We start from the raw sequence: 20308 nt of genomic DNA, 5'->3' as shown, positions 1-20308 counted from the left end.
CAAACCGTTGTAATGATTCAGGTGAAGGTTCCTTATATAGGAGTCTAAATTTGGATTAATTACAACGGTTTTTTGTTTTCTATTGGAGCATCTATGCGATTGATGTAGGGGGAAAACAAATGAAAACAACAAAAAATCGTTGGCTTATTGCATTATCAGCAGTTGGAATACATATTTCCATTGGTTCGGTATATGCATGGAGTAATTTTACCGCTCCCTTAAAGAACATGTTTGGGTGGTCGGATTCAGAGGTAGCACTTACTTTTAGTATCGCTATCTTATTTTTAGGTCTCTCAGCTGCATTTTTGGGACATTTTGTAGAAAAGTATGGTCCAAGAAAAGCAGGATTACTAGCAGCCATTTTCTTTGGAATTGGTATTACTGGTTCTGGTTTAGCAGTCGATTTTGGTTCAAAGTATATGCTTTATGTGTGTTACGGAGCACTAGGTGGAATTGGACTTGGAGTTGGTTACATCGCACCTGTTTCTACTCTAGTAAAATGGTTTCCTGATCGAAGAGGTTTAGCCACCGGCCTTGCTATCATGGGATTTGGGTTTGCAGCAGCCATTTCAAGCCCAATTATGAACTCATTGATTGAAACTGTAGGTGTAGCGAATACATTTTATATTTTAGGTGTATCATACTTTGCTATTATGACTCTTTCTTCATTATATTTAGAGAAGCCTGCTGAAGGTTGGTTACCAGAAGGTTTTCAAGCGAAAATTGAAAGTGGAAAGGCAAAACCAACCTTGGAATTGTCACAGCTAATGGCTAATGAAGCAGTAAAAACAAAACGCTTCTGGTATTTATGGCTCATGTTATTCATTAATGTCACTTGTGGAATTGCCATCTTAGCGGTAGCGAAACCACTAGCGATGGAAAGCATCGGCATTGACATGACAGCGGCTGCAGCATTGGTTGGTGCAATTGGTATCTTTAATGGTTTAGGTCGAATTGGTTGGGCTTCCTTATCTGATTATATTGGACGTCCAAATACCTATACAGCCTTTTTTGTTCTACAAATTGTCATGTTTTTCTTTTTACCACAAGTGTCCATTCAGTGGTTATTTATGGCTATGCTTATTGTCGTTTATACTTGCTATGGTGGTGGATTTTCTTCTATTCCAGCTTATATTGGAGATATGTTTGGTACAAAGCAACTTGGGGCCATCCATGGCTATATTTTAACGGCATGGGCAGCTGCAGGACTAGTTGGTCCTTTATTCGCTGCATGGATTAAGGATACGACTGGCAGCTATGCAGGAAGTTTAACCTTCTTTTCCGGATTATTTGTAGTTGCATTAGTGATATCAATTTTAATAAGATTTGATATTAATAGATTAAAAGCAGAGAATGCCGGAAAGGTAGGACATTCTAAAGAAGCAGTATAATATCTAACAAAAATAGTGTAAGATAGGGAAAAAACGGTAAGTGAGTTGAAACGAGTGAATAAGTACGAAGCTGAGTTTAGCAATATTGTTCGAGCCTTTCGTAAAAAGCATATGGGAAAAGGTCCAAGTCAAGTTCGAACCACTTTCTCAAAAAACTGGGCCATCTGTGAACTGGAGGGGAATCTATCCCCTATTGAAAAATTCATTGCCACAGCAGAAGATGGGCGCCAAATGCTTCGCTCTGCCCGTACAGAAATGGTGAAGGAGATTTATAAAAAAAATCATCCTACAGAGTTGGAAGAATTGCTTGGCACAAAATTCGTCCGTGTGTTTGTCGATATCGATATTGAGTTAGACATAGGTATGTCGATCTTTGTATTTGAAGATAACATTGAAGAGAAATTTAATATGTAATAACTGTTGCAAGCAGATTTATTTTGTTGGAACTTGGCAGCGCACCTGTTAAAGACTAACCACCTGAAGTTTCGTCCTAATAAAAAGGAAGGATTTCTTCTGGTGGTTTTTTATATGAAAAAAGTGTAAATGGAGGAATAAATTATGGGGAAAACAAAACATCCAGGACCACAAAAGAAAGCCTTACTACCCGCACCGAAGTACTGGGTTAGTCCCATCCCATTTGGATTAGGAAAGATTAAACCAAAACATATCCGCGATACGATGAAGGTCGCTTATGATAATAAAGACAATTTAGGTTATGCCACTCGAATCATTACAGAGGGCGTATGTGACGGTTGTGCGCTTGGAGTATCTGGCTTGTACGACCAAACCTTAACCGGTCCACATCTGTGTACGACCCGTTTAAATGTTCTAAGACTAAACACCATGCCAGCAATTAAACCAGAGATTCTTCATGCAGATATTGACGAACTTAAAAAATATGACAGTACGGAACTTCGGAAACTTGGTCGTATCCCATATCCAATGATTCGTCGCAAAGGTGAGCGTAAGTTTTCTCGCATTACATGGGATGATGCGATGAATATGATTGCCGGAAAGATGAAAAAGCTAAATCCTAAGCAATATGCTTTCTACTTAACATCACGTGGAATTACCAATGAAAATTATTATGTAGCAGCTAAAGTTTCACGCTTTTTAGGAGCAAACAATATCGATAATGCATCACGAATTTGTCACTCTCCAAGTAAAACGGCATTAAAACGTTCAATTGGTGTAGGAGCATCCACTTCGAACTATTTAGATTGGATTGGTACAGATGTACTTCTATTCTGGGGTAGTGTGGCATCAAATGCTTCACCGGTATCTTCTAAATACATGTTAGAAGCTAAGAAAAAGGGTACAAAAATTATTGTTATTAATCCATATCGTGAGCCAGCAATGGAAAATTATTGGATTCCTTCCAACCCAGAATCAGCCCTATTTGGAACCAAACTAGCAGATGATTTCTACCAAGTTAATATCGGCGGAGACATTGCATTTATGCATGGAATCATGAAGCACTGGTTTGATATGGAATCCAAGCAACATGGTTCGGCAATTAATCATCAGTTTGTACAAGAACATGTGAATGGTTACGAAGAACTTAAAGCAAAGGTACAAGAGCAAACATGGGAACATATTATAGAATCATCAGGTGTAACAAAAGAGCGTATCATCGAGCTTGCTGAAATTTTAGCAAAAGCAAAAAATGCTGTCTTTGCCTGGGCTCTTGGTTTAACGATGCATTCATTTGCAACAGACAACATCTCCCAAGTTGCTAATCTAGCATTATTACGTGGTTTCCTAGGTCGCAAGCACTCTGGTTTAATGCCGTTTCGTGGTCACTCCTCTGTACAAGGTTCTGGGGAAATGGGAGCAGATCCCTTTGTCTTACCAGGTGGAGATTTTTACGGTGAGAATATTGAGCGTATTGAAAAGCTGTGGGGCTTTAAACTTCCGCGTTGGCAAGGGGATATTGTTGGTGTCACTCTTGAAAATATTATGCTTCCGGAAGATCATGAGAGAAAGGTGAAGTTATATTATTTGAGTGGTGGTAACTTCTTAGAAACCATGCCTGATCCCAATTTTGTCGAAAAAGCATTATCTCAATTAGATATTCGTGTCCACCAAGATATTATTTTAAATACTTCTACTCTAGTAGATGCAAAAGAAGCAGTTATCGTGCTACCGGCGAAAACCAGATATGAGCAAGAAGGTGGCGGAACGTCAACTTCCACTGAAAGAATGGTTTACTATTCTCCTGAAATCGAAGGAAATAAAAACCGAATTGAAGAAGCTCGTGAAGAATGGAAAATCTACATTGATCTAGCAAAGCGTGTAAATCCTACAATGGCACATCAGGTGGATTTTAAAGATGCACAGGCGATCCGTGACGAGATCGCATTAGCAAATCCAAATTACGACGGTATCCAGCATCTAAAGAAAAAAGGTGATGTGTTCCAATGGGGCGGAGCATGGCTATGTGAAGATGGAATCTGTCCAACTCCAGATGGGAAAGGGACATTAATTACAGTCGATATTCCAAATATGGGTAAAAAAGAAGGACAGTTTTTACTAACGACTCGCCGTGGAAAGCAATTCAATTCCATGGTGTTTAGTGAAAAAGATCCGTTGAATGGGTCTGACCGTTATGATGTCTTGATTAACGCTGAAGAAGCTCGTTTGCATAGGATTGCAGATGGAGAAGGGATTGTTGTCTATAATCAGCACGGAGTGTTTCAAGGACGTGCAAAGTATGCTGATATCACAACAGGGAACCTTGGTGTTCACTTCCCTGAAGGAAACTTCTTATTACCCAAAGGAAAATATGAAAAATTTGCTGGTATTCCAGATTATAATATTGCGGTAAAAGTAGAGAAAGCAGAACGTTTTAATGCTCGTAAAGATACACAATACCTGGAGAAACCAATTCCAGATCTAGAGACGGAAGTAAGCTAATAATTTAGGAGGGTACAGAAATGGACAATGAAATAGATGAAGTGACCACCACTAGAAGCATCATGAGATTTGACGGCCAGGACTTCTATGAACAAGAGGAGACAATAGCTGTTGAATTCCCGCTAACGGTGATGTTGGATGGTCAGGAATTTGCTACCATGGTCTGTACCCCTGCTAATATGGAAGAACTCGTTGTCGGTTTTTTAGCTTCAGAAGGTGTCATTCGAAGGTATGATGAGATTCAATCGTTAACAATTGACGACTCTAAAGGGTTTGCATATGTGGAGCTAGTGACTAAGAAGGAAATACAAAACCACCATCACTCCAAACGCTTTATTGGTTCATGCTGTGGGAAAGGACGTCAGTTTTACTTTTACAATGATATGAAAACGGCAAAAACAGTCATGAGTAAGACAACTATAACTGGCCAAGACTGTCAGAGGTTGATGAACCTTATGCAAGAAAGTTCATCTCACTTTCAGCAAACGGGCGGCGTGCACAATTCAGCTTTGTGTTCAAAAGAAGGGATCATAGTTTCACGGACGGATATTGGTCGCCACAATGCTTTAGACAAAATTTTTGGATATTGCCTAATCAATCGCATTCCGTTGAAAGACAAGATTATTGTATTTAGTGGACGAATTTCTTCAGAGGTATTGTTGAAGGCTGCAAAAATTGGAGTTGGAATTGTATTATCAAAATCAGCTCCTACAAACCTAGCACTTGATTTGGCTGAGGAACTAGGTATTACAGCTGTTGGATTCATTCGCGGTCAAGGGTTTAATGTATACACACATCAAGAACGTATTTTAGGTGGATAAGATGAGAAGCGCACGGTAGCCAATAGTTACCGTGCGTATTTTTGTTTAACGTTTCATGAATTTTGGTTATAAATTATCGATAATTTAATAATCGGCTTTTTTAATGTTGCTTATCTAAAGCCAACTTTAATCCAAATCCAATTAATACAAGACCCGTTACTTTATCCATGATCCTTTGTACTTTTGGAGACATAAGCCATTCACGTAAATAGTTAATAAAAAAGACATAAACAAAAAACCAAGTAATAGATAGCACTGTATAAATAACACCCATCATAATAAATTGTTGTGTCGCGTCTGCTCCTGTTTTCACAAATTGGGGTAAAAATGTTAGAAAGAACATGGCAACCTTTGGATTAAGCACATTTGAGAACAACCCTTGTTTAAAGGCTGATTTTTTCAATTCAGAATTATTCTGGTTTTCAATATGAGTAACGTATTTGTTTTTATTAGTGATAAAAGAGGATAATCCAAGGTATATCAAGTAGACGGCACCTGCGTATTTAACGATTTCAAAAGCAACGGCGGACTGCATTAATATAGCTGAAAGACCAAACGCAGCTGCAAATGTATGCACCAATGAACCAGTTGTAATACCTAGAGCCATTTTATAGCCGTCAATTCTTCCATCTGAAATAGTCCTTTTTGTAATTAGTGCTGTATCAATCCCTGGACTCATCACAACGAACAATGAAAGGACTAAAAACGTATAGAAATCATTCATTTTCTCCACTCCTTACTGACTTGTAAAAGGCTATTTTATAAAATATACTTTTATTGTATTAAATACAGTTTAACATAGCTATCATTCGTTTTTAAGTTTAATTTAATAAAGTTAAATAAAATTTAACTACATCCTTAAGGAGTGATATATTGGAGAATATAGATATTGGGAAAAAAGTGGAGAAGTTTAGAAAAGCTAAAGGTTTAAGTAGTAGAGAATTAGCAAAAATAGCTGAAATCACTCCATCAATGTTAAGTCAAATTGAACGGGGGCTGGCAAATCCCTCAATCCAAACGCTAAAGGTTTTAGCTAAAGCCCTTGATGTTCCCACCTTTAGTTTTTTGCTTGAAGAAACGAATACAAAAGATTTAGTTGTTAGGTCAAATGAGCGCAAGAAAATGGTAGTTGACAACTTATCGTACGAGTTATTGTCGCCTGATTTTACAGGAACAATCTCGACTGCGATTATGAATGTTCCTCCAAATACATATTCTTCAGAGAGTCTTTTGGAACACAAAGGAGAAGAGGTTGCTTTTGTGTTAGAAGGGAAAATTAAAGTGTTTTTAAATGAGGAAGAATATATATTAGATACAGGTGATAGTGTAAAAATACCAGCACATATGAAGCATAAATGGGAAAATAATTTTTCTACAAAGGCTACGATACTATTTTCGGTCACCCCATCTGCTTTTTAATATCCTGTTCAACATAGGGGATTCTTCCAAAATGAACGATCACCTTTTCTTATTTACTAAAGGGAGTTTAATCGAGAAATGATTTCTGGAATATAAAAATGCCCGACTGATTAAGAGGGGCATGTGAATTATTTTTCTTTTGAAATTTCTTTTCTATTAGGTGCGAGTGGAGGTTGTTCTAACCATTTGTTTTTTACCATAACATCAAACCAATTTTTTGTAACCAAAAGGTTTTGTAAAATAATTGTCTCAAAAGTGGCCACGAGGTCTGTTCGCATGGATGCCGCAAGACCTGCGCCATGATAAGTTTGTGCAGCTTGAAACAAAAAACCCATGTGATACATTAATAACTTATCAGAAAATGGAGAGTCTGTTGAAATGGTTATTTCTGTTTCCAAAGATTTAGGAACTGGTAAATTGTCAGCTTGCAGTATTTTTGCGAATGCTTTTATTTGATCATCAGCAGTCTTCTCAGATTCACTTAAAAATTGTCTAACCTCTTGCGATTGAGCCACTTGGCTGAATCCAATAGAAAGGGTTTTAGCCATAATACTTTTTTTAAGGTTTAAAGATATACTGATGATTTCAGTCGCTGCAAGAGTTCTACCCTTTCCAAAAAAACCATCTTTAAAATCTTTACTTGAAATATATTCAGGATGTTCATATGCATAAAATATTGGGTCTCTCTGAAAAAGCCCTTTTTCCAGCAATAACTCTATAGTTTGATGATACATCCTTTTCGCATCGTTATCGCATGAGTCGTAAAAATCCCTTAAATCTTTTCTTACAGAAATGCATAATGAAGTGCTATGCCCTAATAAACCATGTAAAGTCATTATGTGTAAATAATTCAAGCAGAATGCATCTGAAAACAATCTCTCTTTTCCTGTATACAGGTCAGTCTCATTAAATCCAACCGGAACGGGAAATCCTTCATTTTTAATAAAAATCTTTATTTGTTCCTTTTGTTTTTCGAATGTCTGGATTGCATCTTTGAATACCGCTTTTATTTCTTCATCTTCAATAATTGAGTACATATATGTAATTACTATATGTGTCGCTGTTCCGTTTACATACTCCCCCCATAAGGAACCTATTTCAGAGGAAGTAAGTTTCAACTTTTCCATATCTTCACCTCCCAAGTATTATTTCCAATTTCAATAGAGAGTATGTTTCTCTCAGGATTAAAATAATCCAATGAGCGTATGAAGGAAATAGGAGAAATACTGATTTTTATACAAAGGCATCAAGCAAGAAAAAACCCTGATTTTCTCAAGGTTTTTATTTGTTATACTATAGTTTTTCTGTATTATGATCTAATTCTTATTCTTTTACTTTTTTAAGTACCTTTGTTAATTCGGAAATTTCATTAGTGAGATTCTCAATCTTTTCAGAAAGAGTAGCTAGACCTCTGAATTCTTCTTTTAATTCGGAGATTTCGTTAGAGATAGTTACTAATTTTTCATATGAAGTAGACATCTGCACATTTTCTGGTTTCTCAGATACTTTTGATGCTTGGGTAGCGGCGATTAGCTTATTTTTACTAAGTTGTTCGGTAACCGAATTCATAATAACATCATTATTAAGAAGAGTTGATGCCAGTTGCATCATAGATCCTAAATCGAGCGTATTTTGATTTTTAAGAAGTTGGTTAGCAATATTCTTAGGATCCTTGTCCATATTGTTACTTGTATTCTGTTCTCTGTTTTCATTTATGTTATCACTCATTTTTTTCCCACCTTATTCATTTTATTTAACAATAAATTTAAATTCTTTCCATCTTATGCTTTTTAATTAAAAATGTAGTGTGTTAATATCTCTGTTCAAGTCATCTAAATCGCATAAATAAAAAACCCTAGAAGATTATTTTAAAATAATCTCTAGGGTTTCCTAGAAAGCTAGGTCCAAATTGATTCGCTAATTGCGCGAGTAGGCTGGATTAGAAGCAGTTAACATCATTAAGTGCTTCTTGAGCTAGTGCAAGTCTAGCTGCAACCTCTGTAAAACCAAATAAATTTGCAACTGCGATAGCAACCGCAATTAGAATCTGTAAAACAAGTCTTCCAATTTCACAAAGAAGTCCTTGGACAATTCCTCCAATTGTGCTATCAGGAATTAACGCCATTTTTCTTGCCTCCTTTCTACAAAAGAAATACTGTAAGAGGCCCCTTACAAAATACATCCTATGTAAAAAAGATGGACAAGTATAAACAGATATCACAATAATAAAAAAAGGGGCTGTCCAATTTATATTCATGGTACTTATTAGTAAATTTCACCATATTTTTATTTAAAAATAATTTGTAAACTTCGCCTGAATTTCTTTTAAAAACATCTCAGCAGCAGCGGAAAATACCTGATGTTTTTTCCAAACGATATTTAGGCCAGATTCAAGTCTTGGTTTTAGCGGTCTAAAACAAAGGTTACTATCACTAGATGTATTCACTATTTTATCAAGGGTTATGGCATAACCAATGCCCTCTTTAACCATAAGGGAAGCATTAAATGCAAGATTGTAAGTAGTCACAACGTTTAATTTTTCAAAATCTTCACCAAACCAATCCGCAAATTCATTTTTAGAAAATGCCTGTTTTATAGCCTGTCTTGAACAAATTAGAGGAACATTTAATAAATCCGCTGCTTGAATTAAAATACCAAAGTCAAGCAATCCCTTGTCAAGCCGTACAGTCACATCGTCTTCGTTTCCGCTGTAGAGGTGATACCGTATATTTGGATAACCTAATTTCTTCTGCTCTTTTTCGCAGGAGCATTCCTTCATCTGTGAGAATGATACTGAATAAATAGTTTTTTCTCTAACTCTTGTTCAAGATCCTTTATTTGTCTGGACAAGGTTGGCTGTGTGACATGTAAAAAATCAGCAGCAGCCGTCATGCTTCCTTCTCTTGCCACCGTAAGGAAATATCGCAAAACTCTTAATTCCATTCTTTACTCCTCCTTTATCATGTTTTAGTATATACAACACAGAAATGCCTATCAAGCATATCACGATATATGATATAAGTATTGGATATGTAAAATAGAGCGCGTTAGAATAAATAACAAGGAAGTAATATGGGGGTAGGGATAACCACCGAATAAATATCAAGTAGTGTGAAAGGGAGGAAATAAGTATGACTAACAATAAAAATGTTTGGTTTATCACAGGTGCTGGACGTGGAATGGGTGTTGATTTCGCAAAAGCAGCACTTGCAGCAGGATACCAGGTTGTCGCCACTGGTCGTAATACTGACAAGGTAGCCAAAGCCCTTGGCAATCACGAAAATCTGTTGATTGTGAAGTTGGATATTACTGACCCATTAGATGCCGAGACTGCCGTGAAGTTAGCCGTCGACCGTTTTGGCCGTATTGATGTGTTGGTCAACAACGCAGGTAGCTTCTATGGTGGTTTCTTCGAGGAACTGACACCACAACAGATTGAACGTCAAATCACGACCAACCTGTATGGCCCTATGAACGTCACCCGTGCCGTGTTGCCATTTATGCGTAAGGTTCGTTCTGGACATATTATATCAATTTCTTCTCTTGCAGGATTAGCTGGATTTGAATACAATGCTGCTTACTGTGCTTCGAAGTTCGGTCTTGAAGGCTTTATGGAGTCGTTACATCATGATGTTGCCCCTTTTGGTATTAAAACGACCATTGTAGAACCAGGTTTCTTCCGTACTAAATTTTTAGAGCTAGAATCAAAATTCCTTGCTGAGGCATCTATTGATGATTACGCAGGGCGTAATGCACAATACCATGCTTTTTGGGAAGAAAAAAATGGAAAGCAGGAAGGCGATCCTACCAAACTTGCTAAGGCTTTGATCACCATCGTAAATCAGGAGGAACCACCGTCTCGCTGGATCGCTGGTGCAGATGCCCTTGCTGGTGCAGAACAAAAAGTTGTAGAACTTCAACATCAGATCAACGCCTATCGTGACTTGTCTACCTCTCTCGCATACGAGGATGAGTAAACAGTGAGATTATTTGAGATAAAACTTAAAAAAAATGGCCCCTAAGAATGGGGCTATTTATTTATTGGAAGGAGTTGTTTTTTTGGCTAAACAAAATAATTTGTTGATTTTCATATTAACAATAGGAGTATTCGGTATCTTAAATACTGAAATGGGAGTTATCGGTATACTGCCTTCCCTTGCTGAACATTTTAATGTTAGTGTATCAAAAGCTGGTTTGCTGGTGAGTCTTTTTGCCCTAGTGATTGCAGTCTCTGGTCCAACGATGCCTTTATTGTTTTCAGGTATCAATCGGAAGAAGGTTATGTTACTCGTACTTGGTGTTTTCGTTGTAGGGAACATTGTTTCTATATTTACAACTAACTTCAGCATTGCATTAATTGCTCGTGTGATACCAGCCCTTTTTCATCCCATTTATTGTTCATTGGCTTTTTCAGTGGCTGCTGCCTCAGTTAGCAAAGAAGAAGCTCCTAAAGCTGTTTCTAAAGTATTTATAGGTGTATCCGCTGGTATGGTAGTTGGCGTACCAATCGCTAGTTTTATTGCCAGTACAATTTCTTTACATATGGCGATGGTATTCTTTGCTGTTGTAAATGCTATTGCATTCTTTGCTACCTTTCTATTTGTACCATCTATGCCTGTAACTGAAAAACTTTCTTATGGAGCACAATTATCCGTATTAAAAAAATTCGTTACTTGGCAGTCCATTGTAGCAGTCATTTTTCTGAACTCAGCCATATTCGGGGTTTATAGTTATTTGGCTGAGTATTTAAAAACTGTTACGAATATGTCTTCGAATACAATTACGATTATGTTATTTGTATTCGGTGGCGCCAATATTATTGGGAATGTTTTGGCAGGGAAGCTACTTACTAAAAATGCCTTAAGTTCTGTAGTGTTATTTCCTTTCGTATTAGGAGCAGTTTATATCTTATTATTCCTTTTTGGACATTTATCCGTACCTATGGCAATCATTACTTTATTCTGGGGAATCTTAGCAGGAGTAGGAGGAAATATCAATCAATATTGGATTATGTCTTCAGCTCCCGAAGCACCTGATTTCGCTAATGGATTATTTTTAACAGCGGCTAATCTAGGAACAACAATTGGAGCAGCTATAGGTGGATTATTTATATCAGGTTTGGGTACAGAATACGTTGTATTAGTGGGAATCCTATCATTGCTACTAGGTTCCATATCTATTTTTCTAAGAAATTATATGTATAGTTCTACAAAACAACTCTCCATATAAGAATGTTAACTCAATCAAAGAACGAGAAAGGGAGGATTTAAATGACACATGATAAACAAGTGGCGCTTGTAACTGGAGGGAATCGAGGAATTGGGTATGAGCTGGTCAAACAATTGAGTTTGTCTGGTTTTAATGTCGTTTTGGCAAGTCGGGATCATGAAATGGGTAATAAGGCTGTGCAAAAACTTAAGGAGTTAAACCTGGATGTTTCGTGTATTGAGATGGATGTCTCAAATCACGAAAGCATCACCCAAGCTGCAATTACTCTAAATGAGCAATATGGAAGATTAGATGTATTAATTAATAATGCAGGCGTGTATTTAGATGAGAATGAAAATTTATTGACTATGGATCCTAGCATTCTCCAGAAAACAATGGAAACTAATTTCTTGGGTGTCTACCATGTCATGCGTTCCTTTATTCCCTTAATGGAAAAACAAGGATATGGGAGAATTATTAATATTTCCTCAGAATATGGGGCGATGAGCGAAATGTCCTCTCCTAGAGTTGGCGCCTATAAGTTGTCCAAATTTGCCTTAAATGCTTTGACAAGATTAGTAGCTGCAGAAACTAAAGGTGATATTAAAATAAATGCAGTTGATCCGGGATGGGTAAGCTCAGATATGGGGGGACCATCTGCCCCAAGAACACCAAGGGAAGCAGCCGAGTCTATCCTGTGGTTAGCGACGATTGGATCTGAAGGACCAAACGGAGGGTTCTTTAAAGATGGGAAACAAATACCTTGGTAGACGTTAGTAGTTGTGAAAAATCCTTTCGAAAAAAGCCGAACACCCAAAAACTTGGGGTTCGGCTTTACTTGTTTTGCTAAAAGTTATTTATAAATCGTCAATAAGGATATAGCTAGCTTTAACGGGGCCATGAACTCCAACTACTAAATTTAATTCAATATCAGCAGAATTACTTGGGCCAGTAATAAAATTTACACATGAAGCAACTTGCTTACCTTGTTCATGTATGGAACGAAGTTTTTGCGCAGCTTGCGTCATTCTCGGTACTAGAGTGCTTTTAGGAACTAAAACGATGAGTGTAACAGGAAGAAAGCTAACGGTCCGCCCCTTATCCTTGTCACTTAGTAAAACAACCGTACCTGATTCTGCAAGTGTTATTTCACTAATTGTGATTCCTACGTTTGCTTTTTCAGCAAGAGAGATGTTTTCCATTTCTTTTGTGTAATCCCATTCATGAATAGAAACTCCTTCGCTCGGCCAAGTTTCATTCATAAGAGGAGAAAGACCCCAATTTGAAAAACGTTCATCCTTCCAAGATACAATGGGCCCACCGCCATGAACGGCAACCGTTTCTTTAAGTGTATTCTCTAGTTCCTTGAGATTTGTTTCAACGAGAGTAGTATGAATTTTTTCGCATTGTAACCTCAAAACTTCTACTAAGTCATCAACGGATGCTTCCTTTAACACGAGGTGTTGGGGCTGATGCTTCCAGTTACGAACAGGTGCGTTTTGGATACGTCTTTCGCGACCAAGTGAGGTAGCTATTTGATTTAAAAAAACATCTTTATTTTGTATTGTTCCAGTCATGATGGTTCTCCACCTTTGTCCCTATTTTTAAACCAATCTCTAAATCTTTCCTTGTTTGGTGCAGGGAACTCCCGAATTTCTGTCCATGCCTTTAAAGGACCAACACCTTTAGAGATTTTGTCACCTGAAGTAAAAGGTAGCATGGCCGTCGGTGCGAACTTAGATCCCAGGTTGTAAAGGGAAGGGGACGCAGCACCCAAACCAAATGCCTTCATAGCTAACTTTTCGGAAATTGGTGCTTTGCCTTCTTTTTCAACAATCGTTTGTCTATGCTTATGCAACAGCTCGTGTAAAGGTATTTTTACTGGGCAAACTTCAGTACATGCTCCACAAAGTGTTGATGCGTATGGTAATTCTTTATAATCATCGTACCCGCCTAATAAAGGGGATAATACAGCACCAATTGGTCCCGAATAGATGGATCCATATGAATGGCCACCAACATGTCGATAGACAGGACATACATTTATGCAAGCTGCACAGCGAATACATTGAAGGATAGATTGAAATTCACCACCGAGTATACTAGAGCGGCCATTATCTACGATAACGAGATGGAAGTCTTCAGGACCATCAACATCATGTTCTTCACGAGGGCCAGTTAACACAGTAATGTAGCTAGTCAGTTTCTGACCAACCGCACTTCTAGTAAGAAGACTAACCAGAACTTCCATTTCTTCAAAGGTCGGAACAAGTCTTTCCATCCCCATAACGGTAATTTGCGTTTTCGGAAGGGAAGTGACAAGATCCGCATTGCCTTCATTCGTGACTAGACTGATTGATCCTGATTCTGCAACGGCAAAATTACAACCAGTAATTCCTACATCAGCTGTTAAATATTCTTGACGAAGCATTTCTCTAGCGTGCCAGGCGAGTTCTTCTGGTTTTTCAGTCTTTTTATAGCCCAGCTTTTCCGAAAACACGTCACGTATTTGCTCTTTGTTTTTATGAAGAGCGGGAACAACGATATGAGAAGGAGGGTCATGGTCATCAACCTGCAAAATATACTCTCCAAGGTCGGTTTCGATTACCTCACAACCCGCATCTTCAAGACACTGGTTAAGGTGAATCTCCTCCGTAACCATCGATTTAGCTTTCACCACTTTTTTGGCGTTCTTTTCTTTAATAACTCCACTGATATATTCATTGGCTTGTTCAGCTGTTTGGGCGAAAAATACGTGGCCCCCTCGCTTAGCAACATTTTCACTAAGCTGTTCTAAATAATAGTCAAGATGGTCAAGTACATGCTTTCTAATTTCCTCACCGTGGTTACGCCATTCTTCCCAGTTTCCTAGTTCGATTGTTGCGTCTAATCTGCGTGTACCCATTCTTTCCTGAGCTCCAACTACTGCTCCTCGCATGAATGAGTCTTGAATTCCTTTATCCACTCGCTCTTTAAAGTCAGTTGTGCTAATTTTCATTGACATCTCTTTATCCCTCCCCAAGGTTCCTTGTTCACCATTAGCGACTATTTAATATTTCGGCTATATGTAACACCTTAATTGGTTTTAAATTCCGTTCAATACGCCCGCCAATGTTCATTAAACAACCAGCGTCAGCACCAATTAAATAATCTGCTCCGGTTTCTTCCACGTGAGCTACTTTTTCATCGACCATTTGTTCAGAGATTTGTGCCATTTTTACAGAAAATGTTCCACCAAATCCACAGCATTGCTCTTTTCCTGGTAACTCAGTAAACTCTAAATCTCTCACATTTGATAGAAGGACCATCGGAGCTTTTTTTACACCTAGTAATCTAGTCATATGGCAAGAAGTATGGTACGTAACTTTTCCTTTAAAGCGAGCACCAACATCTTCTATTTTCAATACATCAACAATAAATTGAGTTAATTCATATGATTTGGAAGCGAGTTCTTTTGCTTTTGGGCCCCAAACCGGATCATCTTTGAAAATATGCTCATACTCATGAAACATGGCAACGCAGGAGCCAGAAGGTGAAACGATATATTCAGCATGTGAAAACGTGTTAATCATTGTCTTCATTGCTTCCTTCGATTCTTTTACATATCCGCTATTGTAGGAGGGCTGACCACAGCAAACTTGAGAAGTTGGGAAATCAATTTCACAGCCTAAATGCTCTAGCAATTCAACCGTTGCTTTTCCTACATTGCTTTGAAACATATCAACAAGGCATGTGGCAAAAAGGGTAACTTTCATGATTGTTTATCTCCTATTCCTTTTAAAAATCAGGTCATCTGATGACCTGTTCAAAATAGATTATTTAATAACAATAATACTATATTTATAGTATTTCTTGAAAGGGATTACACGAAATTTTCTAAAAAAATGCACTTCATTCATTTTTTAATAGAAGTGCATGAAGATTATTTTAAGTATTTATAAAGAACACTTTCTACATTTTCAAGATGATCAAGCATAAGTGCACGTGCCTTTTCTCCGTCTTGTTCTTTTATGGCTAAATAAATTTTGCGATGTTCTTCATATAGACGGTCAACAGTGATTTGTTCAGAAAAGAGCCAAAGACGACGTGTTTCCTTAATGGTTTCACCAATAAGTCCTGATACGTGGTTCATTAAATTTACAAGTAAAGGATTTTGAGTTGCTTCGGCTATGGACATATGAAAGGCAAGATCTGCTTTTTCGTTAAGCTCTTCATTGCCGCTAGCGAGCTGCATTTCTTTAAGAGCGGCTTCGATGGTTTGCAGATGTTCCTCTGTTCTTTTTTGGGAAGCTGTGTAACATGTTCCTGCTTCTAAAATTTTTCGGACCTCGAGTAAATTTTGAGTATCCTGTAAGTTCATTAATATTGCGGTAGAGAGGGGAAGACTTACTTGTCCCGATTCAAACTCCTTTACATATGTTCCTTCGCCTTGTCGAATTTCTATTAATCCCATAGCACGTAAAGCGGTTAATGCTTCTCTAATTGTTGAGCGTCCAACCTGAAAGTTTTCGGCTAGTTGCTGGACGGAATCAAGCTTATCGCCAGGCTTAAATTGCCCTGCCTTAATCATATCGTGTATGGCATCGGCAACTTCTTCATAAATTTTTTTCGGTTTTATCTTTTTGTAATTCAAAGGAAGAGCCTCCAAAACATGTTCTTATATTTAGTATACAACTTTTTGATATTAAAAAAGGATACATAATGTAAGACATACGAAAAAAATCTGCCGGAGTTGTCGGCAGATTTTATTATACTAGCGATAGTTTGTAAATTGTACTTCTACTGTTAGGTCTGCTTCTTTTACAAGAGCAATAATCTTTTGAAGATCATCACGATTCTTACCAGTGACGCGAACTTGATCATCTTGAACTTGGCTTTTTACCTTTACGCCACTATTTTTTATAATCGTATTAATTTTTTTGGCATTTTCTTTATCAATTCCTTGAACGAGCTTCGCACGTTGTCTGACTGTTCCGCCAGAAGCCCCTTCCAGCTTCCCATAATCGAGATTACCGATTGGAACTCCACGTTTGATTAATTTACTTAGAAGCACATCTTTGAGTTGATCTAGCTTATACTCGTCATCTGAAATAAGTACTAATTCTTCCTTATCTAGTGATACTTCACTTTTACTACCCTTAAAATCATAGCGAGTAGAAATTTCTTTCATCGTTTGGGTAATGGCATTTGTTACTTCTGAAAAATCAACTTTTGATACAATATCGAATGAACTTTCTTTAGACATATGAGCCTCCTACAATCAAAAAATTTTTATGTATCTTTTATTCAGTTTCCCTTTATGGGTTCATTATAGTAAAATATAGCAGTTCAAACAACTTTCTCGCCGTTTTATAAACGATAGATAAGGTTAATGTATAGATATAGATAAATTTTAGGAGGTAGTGTATGTCACTAACTGATTACATTGGACAGGTCACAACCCTGACGGTAGCAAGGCAGGCTGCGTTTGGCTACTTTTTAACTAATGGGGAAGAAGACGTTCTTTTACATGAAAATGAAATGGTTGAAAATGCGGAATTATCGGAGGACCAAGAAATTGAGGTTTTCCTTTATATCGACTCTCGTGATCGTATTACAGCAACCACTTACATACCAGAAGTTCAAGTCGGCAAGTATGGCTGGGCGAAGGTGGTCGAAGTTAAGCCTGGAATTGGTGTGTTTCTTGATATTGGTATAAAAAAGGATGTGTTACTAGGAGAAGAGGACCTTCCTGTACATACATCTGTTTGGCCAAATGTGGATGATCTTTTATACATCTCACTTCGTGTAAATAAAAATAACCGAATTTATGTAAAAGCTGCGACTGATCCTATTATTACAGATATAAGTATTAAAGCTACATCAAAGGACTTTAATAAAAATATACAAGGACATGTCTACAGAACAGCAAAGGTTGGCACTTGGGTATATACGGTTGAAGGGTTTAAAGGCTTTGTTCATGAGTCGCAGCGGAAAGTGGAGCCTAGACTAGGTGAAAAAGTAGAAGGTCGAATCATTGATGTAAAAGAAGATGGAACCGTTAATATCTCTTTAATTCCTCGTAAACAGGAAGCACTCGACGAGGATGCAAATAAGATCTATGAGTATCTCCTACTAAGAAATGGGGCAATGCCTTATAGTGATAAAAGCATGCCAGAGGACATTCTAGAACGATTTGGATTAAGTAAAGCTGCTTTTAAGCGTGCATTAGGAAAATTGATGAAGAATGGGTTAGTTTATCAAGAGGATTTTTGGACATATAAAAAAGAAGAGAAAAATGACGTGGAGTAACCACGTCATTTTTCTATTTACAAATGATCTGTCTTCTTTGAAAATGATTTTTTTCCTGCTGTTCTGTTCTTTTCTTCTACCATGTTTTTCTCATGTCTGAGTGCATTTTTGTCTTGTGCTTTTTTATCATTATCTGAAGTATGTGGCATAATAATCCCCTTTCCTAGATAAAACAATCTACCTCATAATACAAGGCTTCTTTTAGTTTCTGTTGGAAAAAGAGAAGTATGCAAGTTACGAATGAAGCTTATTTAGAAAGAATATGGCAATCGTTCCTGGCCCTGTATGTGACCCAATTGCAGCCCCAATATCTGAGATATAAACATCTTGAGGTGAGAATTCGTCAATTATCATGGTTCTCATTTCTTCCACGGTTGTTTTGTCATCGGCATGACTAATTCCAATAACTTGTTTATCTAAAGACACTCCTCGTTCTTTCATAACTTCAATGATTCGACGCATTAATTTTTTCTTTCCTCGTATTTTCTCAATAGGTACGAGTTTCCCATCTTCCACATTTAAGAGCGGTTTAATATTTAACAGACCTCCAACGAAAGCAGAAGCCTTAGAAACCCTTCCGCCTTTAGCTAAATGGTCAAGATCATCAACTGAAAAGAGATGCTCCATATGCTTACATAGAAATTCTGAAGACGCAATGACTTGTTCCTTAGTAGCACCATTTTTTAGGAGTTTGGCTGCCTCCATAACAACCAATCCACATCCAAGTGAAGCACATTTTGTATCAATAATAGTCAAGTCCAGATCAGGATATTGTTCTTTCACTTGGTCACGTATCATCACTGCTGTTGAATAGGTTCCCGATAATTCGGAAGAAAAAGCGATGTATAGACCAGATTCTTTGTTGATGGCTAGCTCGGTAAAGTGTTTTTCAAATATAGATGGAGACACTTGAGATGTTTTGGGTATATCTCCGTTTCGAATGGACTCGTAAACCATTTCGGGATTAATGGTTAGTAAATCTTCGAACTCCTGCTCCTTTACATGTACCTTTAACGGTAACATGGTTACATTATGTTCAGCAAAAAAGTTAAGCGGCAAATCGCTAGCAGAATCAGCCATTAATTTAATCGACATGCCTATCACACTCCAATAACTATGTAATCTTATCTTTAGTTTAAAGAAATTATAAGTGAATTACAATTAAATGCGGGGGAGTTTGCTCATAATAGGGAAAATAGAGTTTTCGAGGAGGGGAATGTCATTGATTTATCTGCATACGAAAAAAATAATCATTGTGACCATCGGAGCTATATTAAATGCAGTGGCAATGAATTTTTTCTTAATCCCGGCTAATGTATACTCCAGTGGTTTCGTGGGAGTAGCACAGCTAATATCAAGTGTCTTTGGAAATTTCATGACAACTGGGGTTTGGTTATTTATTCTTAATCTTCCTGTGACCATTTTAGCTTGGAAAAAGGTAGGTCGATCGTTCACCATCTACAGTTTTATTAGTGTATTTCTAATGTCTTTTTTCTTAGAAATTGTCCCAATCATCAATGTTTCTAAAGATATTTTACTAAATGCGGTTTTTGGAGGAGTTATTGCGGCTATTGGCACAGGGATTACCTTAAAGTGGGGAGCGTCTACAGGAGGAATGGATATAGTCGCGATGGTTTTATCGAGAATGAAGGATAAGCCCGTAGGAACGTATTTCTTTATTTTAAATGGCGCAATCATTGTAACCGCAGGTTTTTTATATGGATGGGAAAAGGCCTTATACACGCTAGTCACTTTATATGTTTCTACAAGGGTGATAGATACCATTCACACTCGTCATGAAAAGCTGACAGCCATGATTATAACTAAAAAGTCGGATGAAATGAAACAAGCCATTCATTCAAAGCTTGTTCGAGGGATTACAACTGTACCTGCAAAGGGTGCATTTACAAACGAAAATAAAGAAATGCTAATAACAGTCATTACTCGTTATGAATTATTTGATCTCGAACGAATCATTAAGTCAGTTGATCCCAATGCCTTTACTAATATTGTTCAAACAGCAGGGATCTTTGGTTTCTTTCGAAAAGAATAACTACAGGAGGGAAAATCATGAAAAAATTGCTTTTTATGCTCACCATCATGTTTATGCTCATTCCAACAATTGGCTTTGCAAAAGAAGAATCTGCTTTTAAAAATATTATCGTAGATGGGGGGAGTGGAAATTACAAAGTACGAGGGGATGCTCATATTGGAAAAGATTATTTTTATTATTCCGTAGAAGACGGACATACACAATTTATC

21 protein-coding genes and 2 pseudogenes are annotated in these 20308 nt (G+C 37.4%); 11 read left to right on the top strand and 12 right to left on the bottom strand.

Annotated features, from left to right (window positions below; genetic code table 11):
• Positions 1–119 precede the first annotated feature (119 nt).
• The 4 genes from ACGLXV_RS04870 to fdhD all read left to right on the top strand — a co-directional run bounded on the left by ACGLXV_RS04870 (position 120) and on the right by fdhD (position 5128).
• Positions 120–1391 carry an L-lactate MFS transporter gene (locus tag ACGLXV_RS04870; protein ID WP_391557750.1) on the top strand — a complete coding sequence of 424 codons (1272 nt, stop codon included), beginning with the start codon at positions 120–122 and terminating at the stop codon, positions 1389–1391.
• Between the two features lie 54 nt (positions 1392–1445).
• Positions 1446–1805 (top strand): Na-translocating system protein MpsC family protein, encoded by a 360-nt coding sequence (locus tag ACGLXV_RS04865; RefSeq protein ID WP_391557749.1) that lies wholly within the window; start codon positions 1446–1448, stop codon positions 1803–1805.
• Positions 1806–1949: 144 nt separating this feature from the next.
• Complete coding sequence (locus ACGLXV_RS04860) at positions 1950–4307, top strand: FdhF/YdeP family oxidoreductase (protein ID WP_391557748.1); 2358 nt, start codon at positions 1950–1952, stop codon at positions 4305–4307.
• 20 nt (positions 4308–4327) lie between these two features.
• Positions 4328–5128 carry a formate dehydrogenase accessory sulfurtransferase FdhD gene (gene fdhD / locus ACGLXV_RS04855; protein WP_391557747.1) on the top strand — a complete coding sequence of 267 codons (801 nt, stop codon included), beginning with the start codon at positions 4328–4330 and terminating at the stop codon, positions 5126–5128.
• Between the two features lie 100 nt (positions 5129–5228).
• Here fdhD and ACGLXV_RS04850 read toward each other — a convergent pair whose 3' ends face one another.
• A complete protein-coding gene (locus ACGLXV_RS04850; RefSeq protein WP_391557746.1) occupies positions 5229–5852 on the bottom strand; it encodes a LysE family translocator in 624 nt (207 codons plus the stop codon).
• A 149-nt stretch (positions 5853–6001) separates the two neighbouring features.
• On the opposite strand from ACGLXV_RS04850, the gene ACGLXV_RS04845 reads away from it, so the two are divergent.
• Positions 6002–6547, top strand: coding sequence for a helix-turn-helix domain-containing protein (locus ACGLXV_RS04845; RefSeq protein ID WP_391557745.1), 546 nt, complete (start codon positions 6002–6004; stop codon positions 6545–6547).
• Positions 6548–6675: 128 nt separating this feature from the next.
• On the opposite strand, the gene ACGLXV_RS04840 is transcribed toward ACGLXV_RS04845, so the two are convergent.
• The 4 genes and pseudogenes from ACGLXV_RS04840 to ACGLXV_RS04825 all read right to left on the bottom strand — a co-directional run bounded on the left by ACGLXV_RS04840 (position 6676) and on the right by ACGLXV_RS04825 (position 9490).
• Positions 6676–7674, bottom strand: coding sequence for a DUF3231 family protein (locus ACGLXV_RS04840; RefSeq protein WP_391557744.1), 999 nt, complete (start codon positions 7672–7674; stop codon positions 6676–6678).
• A gap of 196 nt (positions 7675–7870) precedes the next feature.
• A complete protein-coding gene (locus ACGLXV_RS04835) occupies positions 7871–8275 on the bottom strand; it encodes a hypothetical protein (RefSeq protein ID WP_391557743.1) in 405 nt (134 codons plus the stop codon).
• Between the two features lie 211 nt (positions 8276–8486).
• Positions 8487–8672: a hypothetical protein gene (locus ACGLXV_RS04830; RefSeq protein ID WP_391557742.1), complete on the bottom strand. Its 186-nt coding sequence runs from the start codon at positions 8670–8672 to the stop codon at positions 8487–8489.
• 165 nt (positions 8673–8837) lie between these two features.
• Positions 8838–9490: pseudogene (locus ACGLXV_RS04825) on the bottom strand (LysR family transcriptional regulator).
• A gap of 188 nt (positions 9491–9678) precedes the next feature.
• On the opposite strand from ACGLXV_RS04825, the gene ACGLXV_RS04820 reads away from it, so the two are divergent.
• From ACGLXV_RS04820 to ACGLXV_RS04810, 3 genes are all read left to right on the top strand, one after another.
• Positions 9679–10524, top strand: coding sequence for an SDR family NAD(P)-dependent oxidoreductase (locus tag ACGLXV_RS04820; RefSeq protein ID WP_391557741.1), 846 nt, complete (start codon positions 9679–9681; stop codon positions 10522–10524).
• A gap of 82 nt (positions 10525–10606) precedes the next feature.
• Entirely contained in the window at positions 10607–11776 is a 1170-nt protein-coding gene (locus ACGLXV_RS04815) for an MFS transporter (RefSeq protein ID WP_391557740.1), read from the top strand.
• 41 nt (positions 11777–11817) lie between these two features.
• A complete protein-coding gene (locus ACGLXV_RS04810; RefSeq protein ID WP_391557739.1) occupies positions 11818–12525 on the top strand; it encodes an SDR family oxidoreductase in 708 nt (235 codons plus the stop codon).
• Between the two features lie 87 nt (positions 12526–12612).
• Here the strand turns inward: ACGLXV_RS04810 and ACGLXV_RS04805 are convergent, their stop codons facing one another.
• The 5 genes from ACGLXV_RS04805 to ACGLXV_RS04785 form a co-directional block, all read right to left on the bottom strand.
• Positions 12613–13335, bottom strand: a complete 723-nt coding sequence (locus ACGLXV_RS04805) for a LutC/YkgG family protein (RefSeq protein WP_391557780.1) — start codon at positions 13333–13335, stop codon at positions 12613–12615.
• On the bottom strand, positions 13329–14759 hold the full coding sequence (locus tag ACGLXV_RS04800; RefSeq protein WP_119707209.1) for a LutB/LldF family L-lactate oxidation iron-sulfur protein: 1431 nt from the start codon (positions 14757–14759) through the stop codon (positions 13329–13331). The genes ACGLXV_RS04805 and ACGLXV_RS04800 overlap by 7 nt, the downstream gene beginning before the upstream one ends.
• Before the next feature lie 34 nt (positions 14760–14793).
• Positions 14794–15510 (bottom strand): (Fe-S)-binding protein, encoded by a 717-nt coding sequence (locus tag ACGLXV_RS04795; protein WP_391557738.1) that lies wholly within the window; start codon positions 15508–15510, stop codon positions 14794–14796.
• Positions 15511–15677: 167 nt separating this feature from the next.
• Positions 15678–16388, bottom strand: coding sequence for a FadR/GntR family transcriptional regulator (locus tag ACGLXV_RS04790; RefSeq protein ID WP_391557737.1), 711 nt, complete (start codon positions 16386–16388; stop codon positions 15678–15680).
• A gap of 120 nt (positions 16389–16508) precedes the next feature.
• Positions 16509–17000 carry a YajQ family cyclic di-GMP-binding protein gene (locus tag ACGLXV_RS04785; RefSeq protein WP_119707212.1) on the bottom strand — a complete coding sequence of 164 codons (492 nt, stop codon included), beginning with the start codon at positions 16998–17000 and terminating at the stop codon, positions 16509–16511.
• Positions 17001–17161: 161 nt separating this feature from the next.
• Here ACGLXV_RS04785 and ACGLXV_RS04780 point away from each other — a divergent pair, with 161 nt between their 5' ends.
• Positions 17162–18046, top strand: a complete 885-nt coding sequence (locus ACGLXV_RS04780) for a CvfB family protein (RefSeq protein ID WP_119707213.1) — start codon at positions 17162–17164, stop codon at positions 18044–18046.
• A gap of 17 nt (positions 18047–18063) precedes the next feature.
• Here ACGLXV_RS04780 and ACGLXV_RS04775 read toward each other — a convergent pair whose 3' ends face one another.
• Together ACGLXV_RS04775 and ACGLXV_RS04770 are read right to left on the bottom strand one after the other, a co-directional pair.
• On the bottom strand, positions 18064–18195 hold the full coding sequence (locus ACGLXV_RS04775; protein WP_391557736.1) for a DUF3941 domain-containing protein: 132 nt from the start codon (positions 18193–18195) through the stop codon (positions 18064–18066).
• A gap of 85 nt (positions 18196–18280) precedes the next feature.
• On the bottom strand, positions 18281–19141 hold the full coding sequence (locus ACGLXV_RS04770; RefSeq protein ID WP_391557735.1) for a DegV family protein: 861 nt from the start codon (positions 19139–19141) through the stop codon (positions 18281–18283).
• Between the two features lie 127 nt (positions 19142–19268).
• Between ACGLXV_RS04770 and ACGLXV_RS04765 the strand changes: the two genes are divergently transcribed.
• The gene (locus ACGLXV_RS04765; RefSeq protein WP_391557734.1) at positions 19269–20099 is read left to right on the top strand and encodes a YitT family protein; all 831 of its coding nucleotides are present in this window, start codon (positions 19269–19271) and stop codon (positions 20097–20099) included.
• 17 nt (positions 20100–20116) lie between these two features.
• Positions 20117–20308 (top strand): annotated as a pseudogene (locus ACGLXV_RS04760) (Gmad2 immunoglobulin-like domain-containing protein); the annotation flags it as partial.

It is taken from the genome of Robertmurraya sp. (assembly GCF_036676585.1).
In the GTDB taxonomy this organism is placed as follows: domain Bacteria; phylum Bacillota; class Bacilli; order Bacillales; family Cytobacillaceae; genus Robertmurraya_A.
This window is presented reverse-complemented; position numbering and strand designations above follow the sequence as displayed.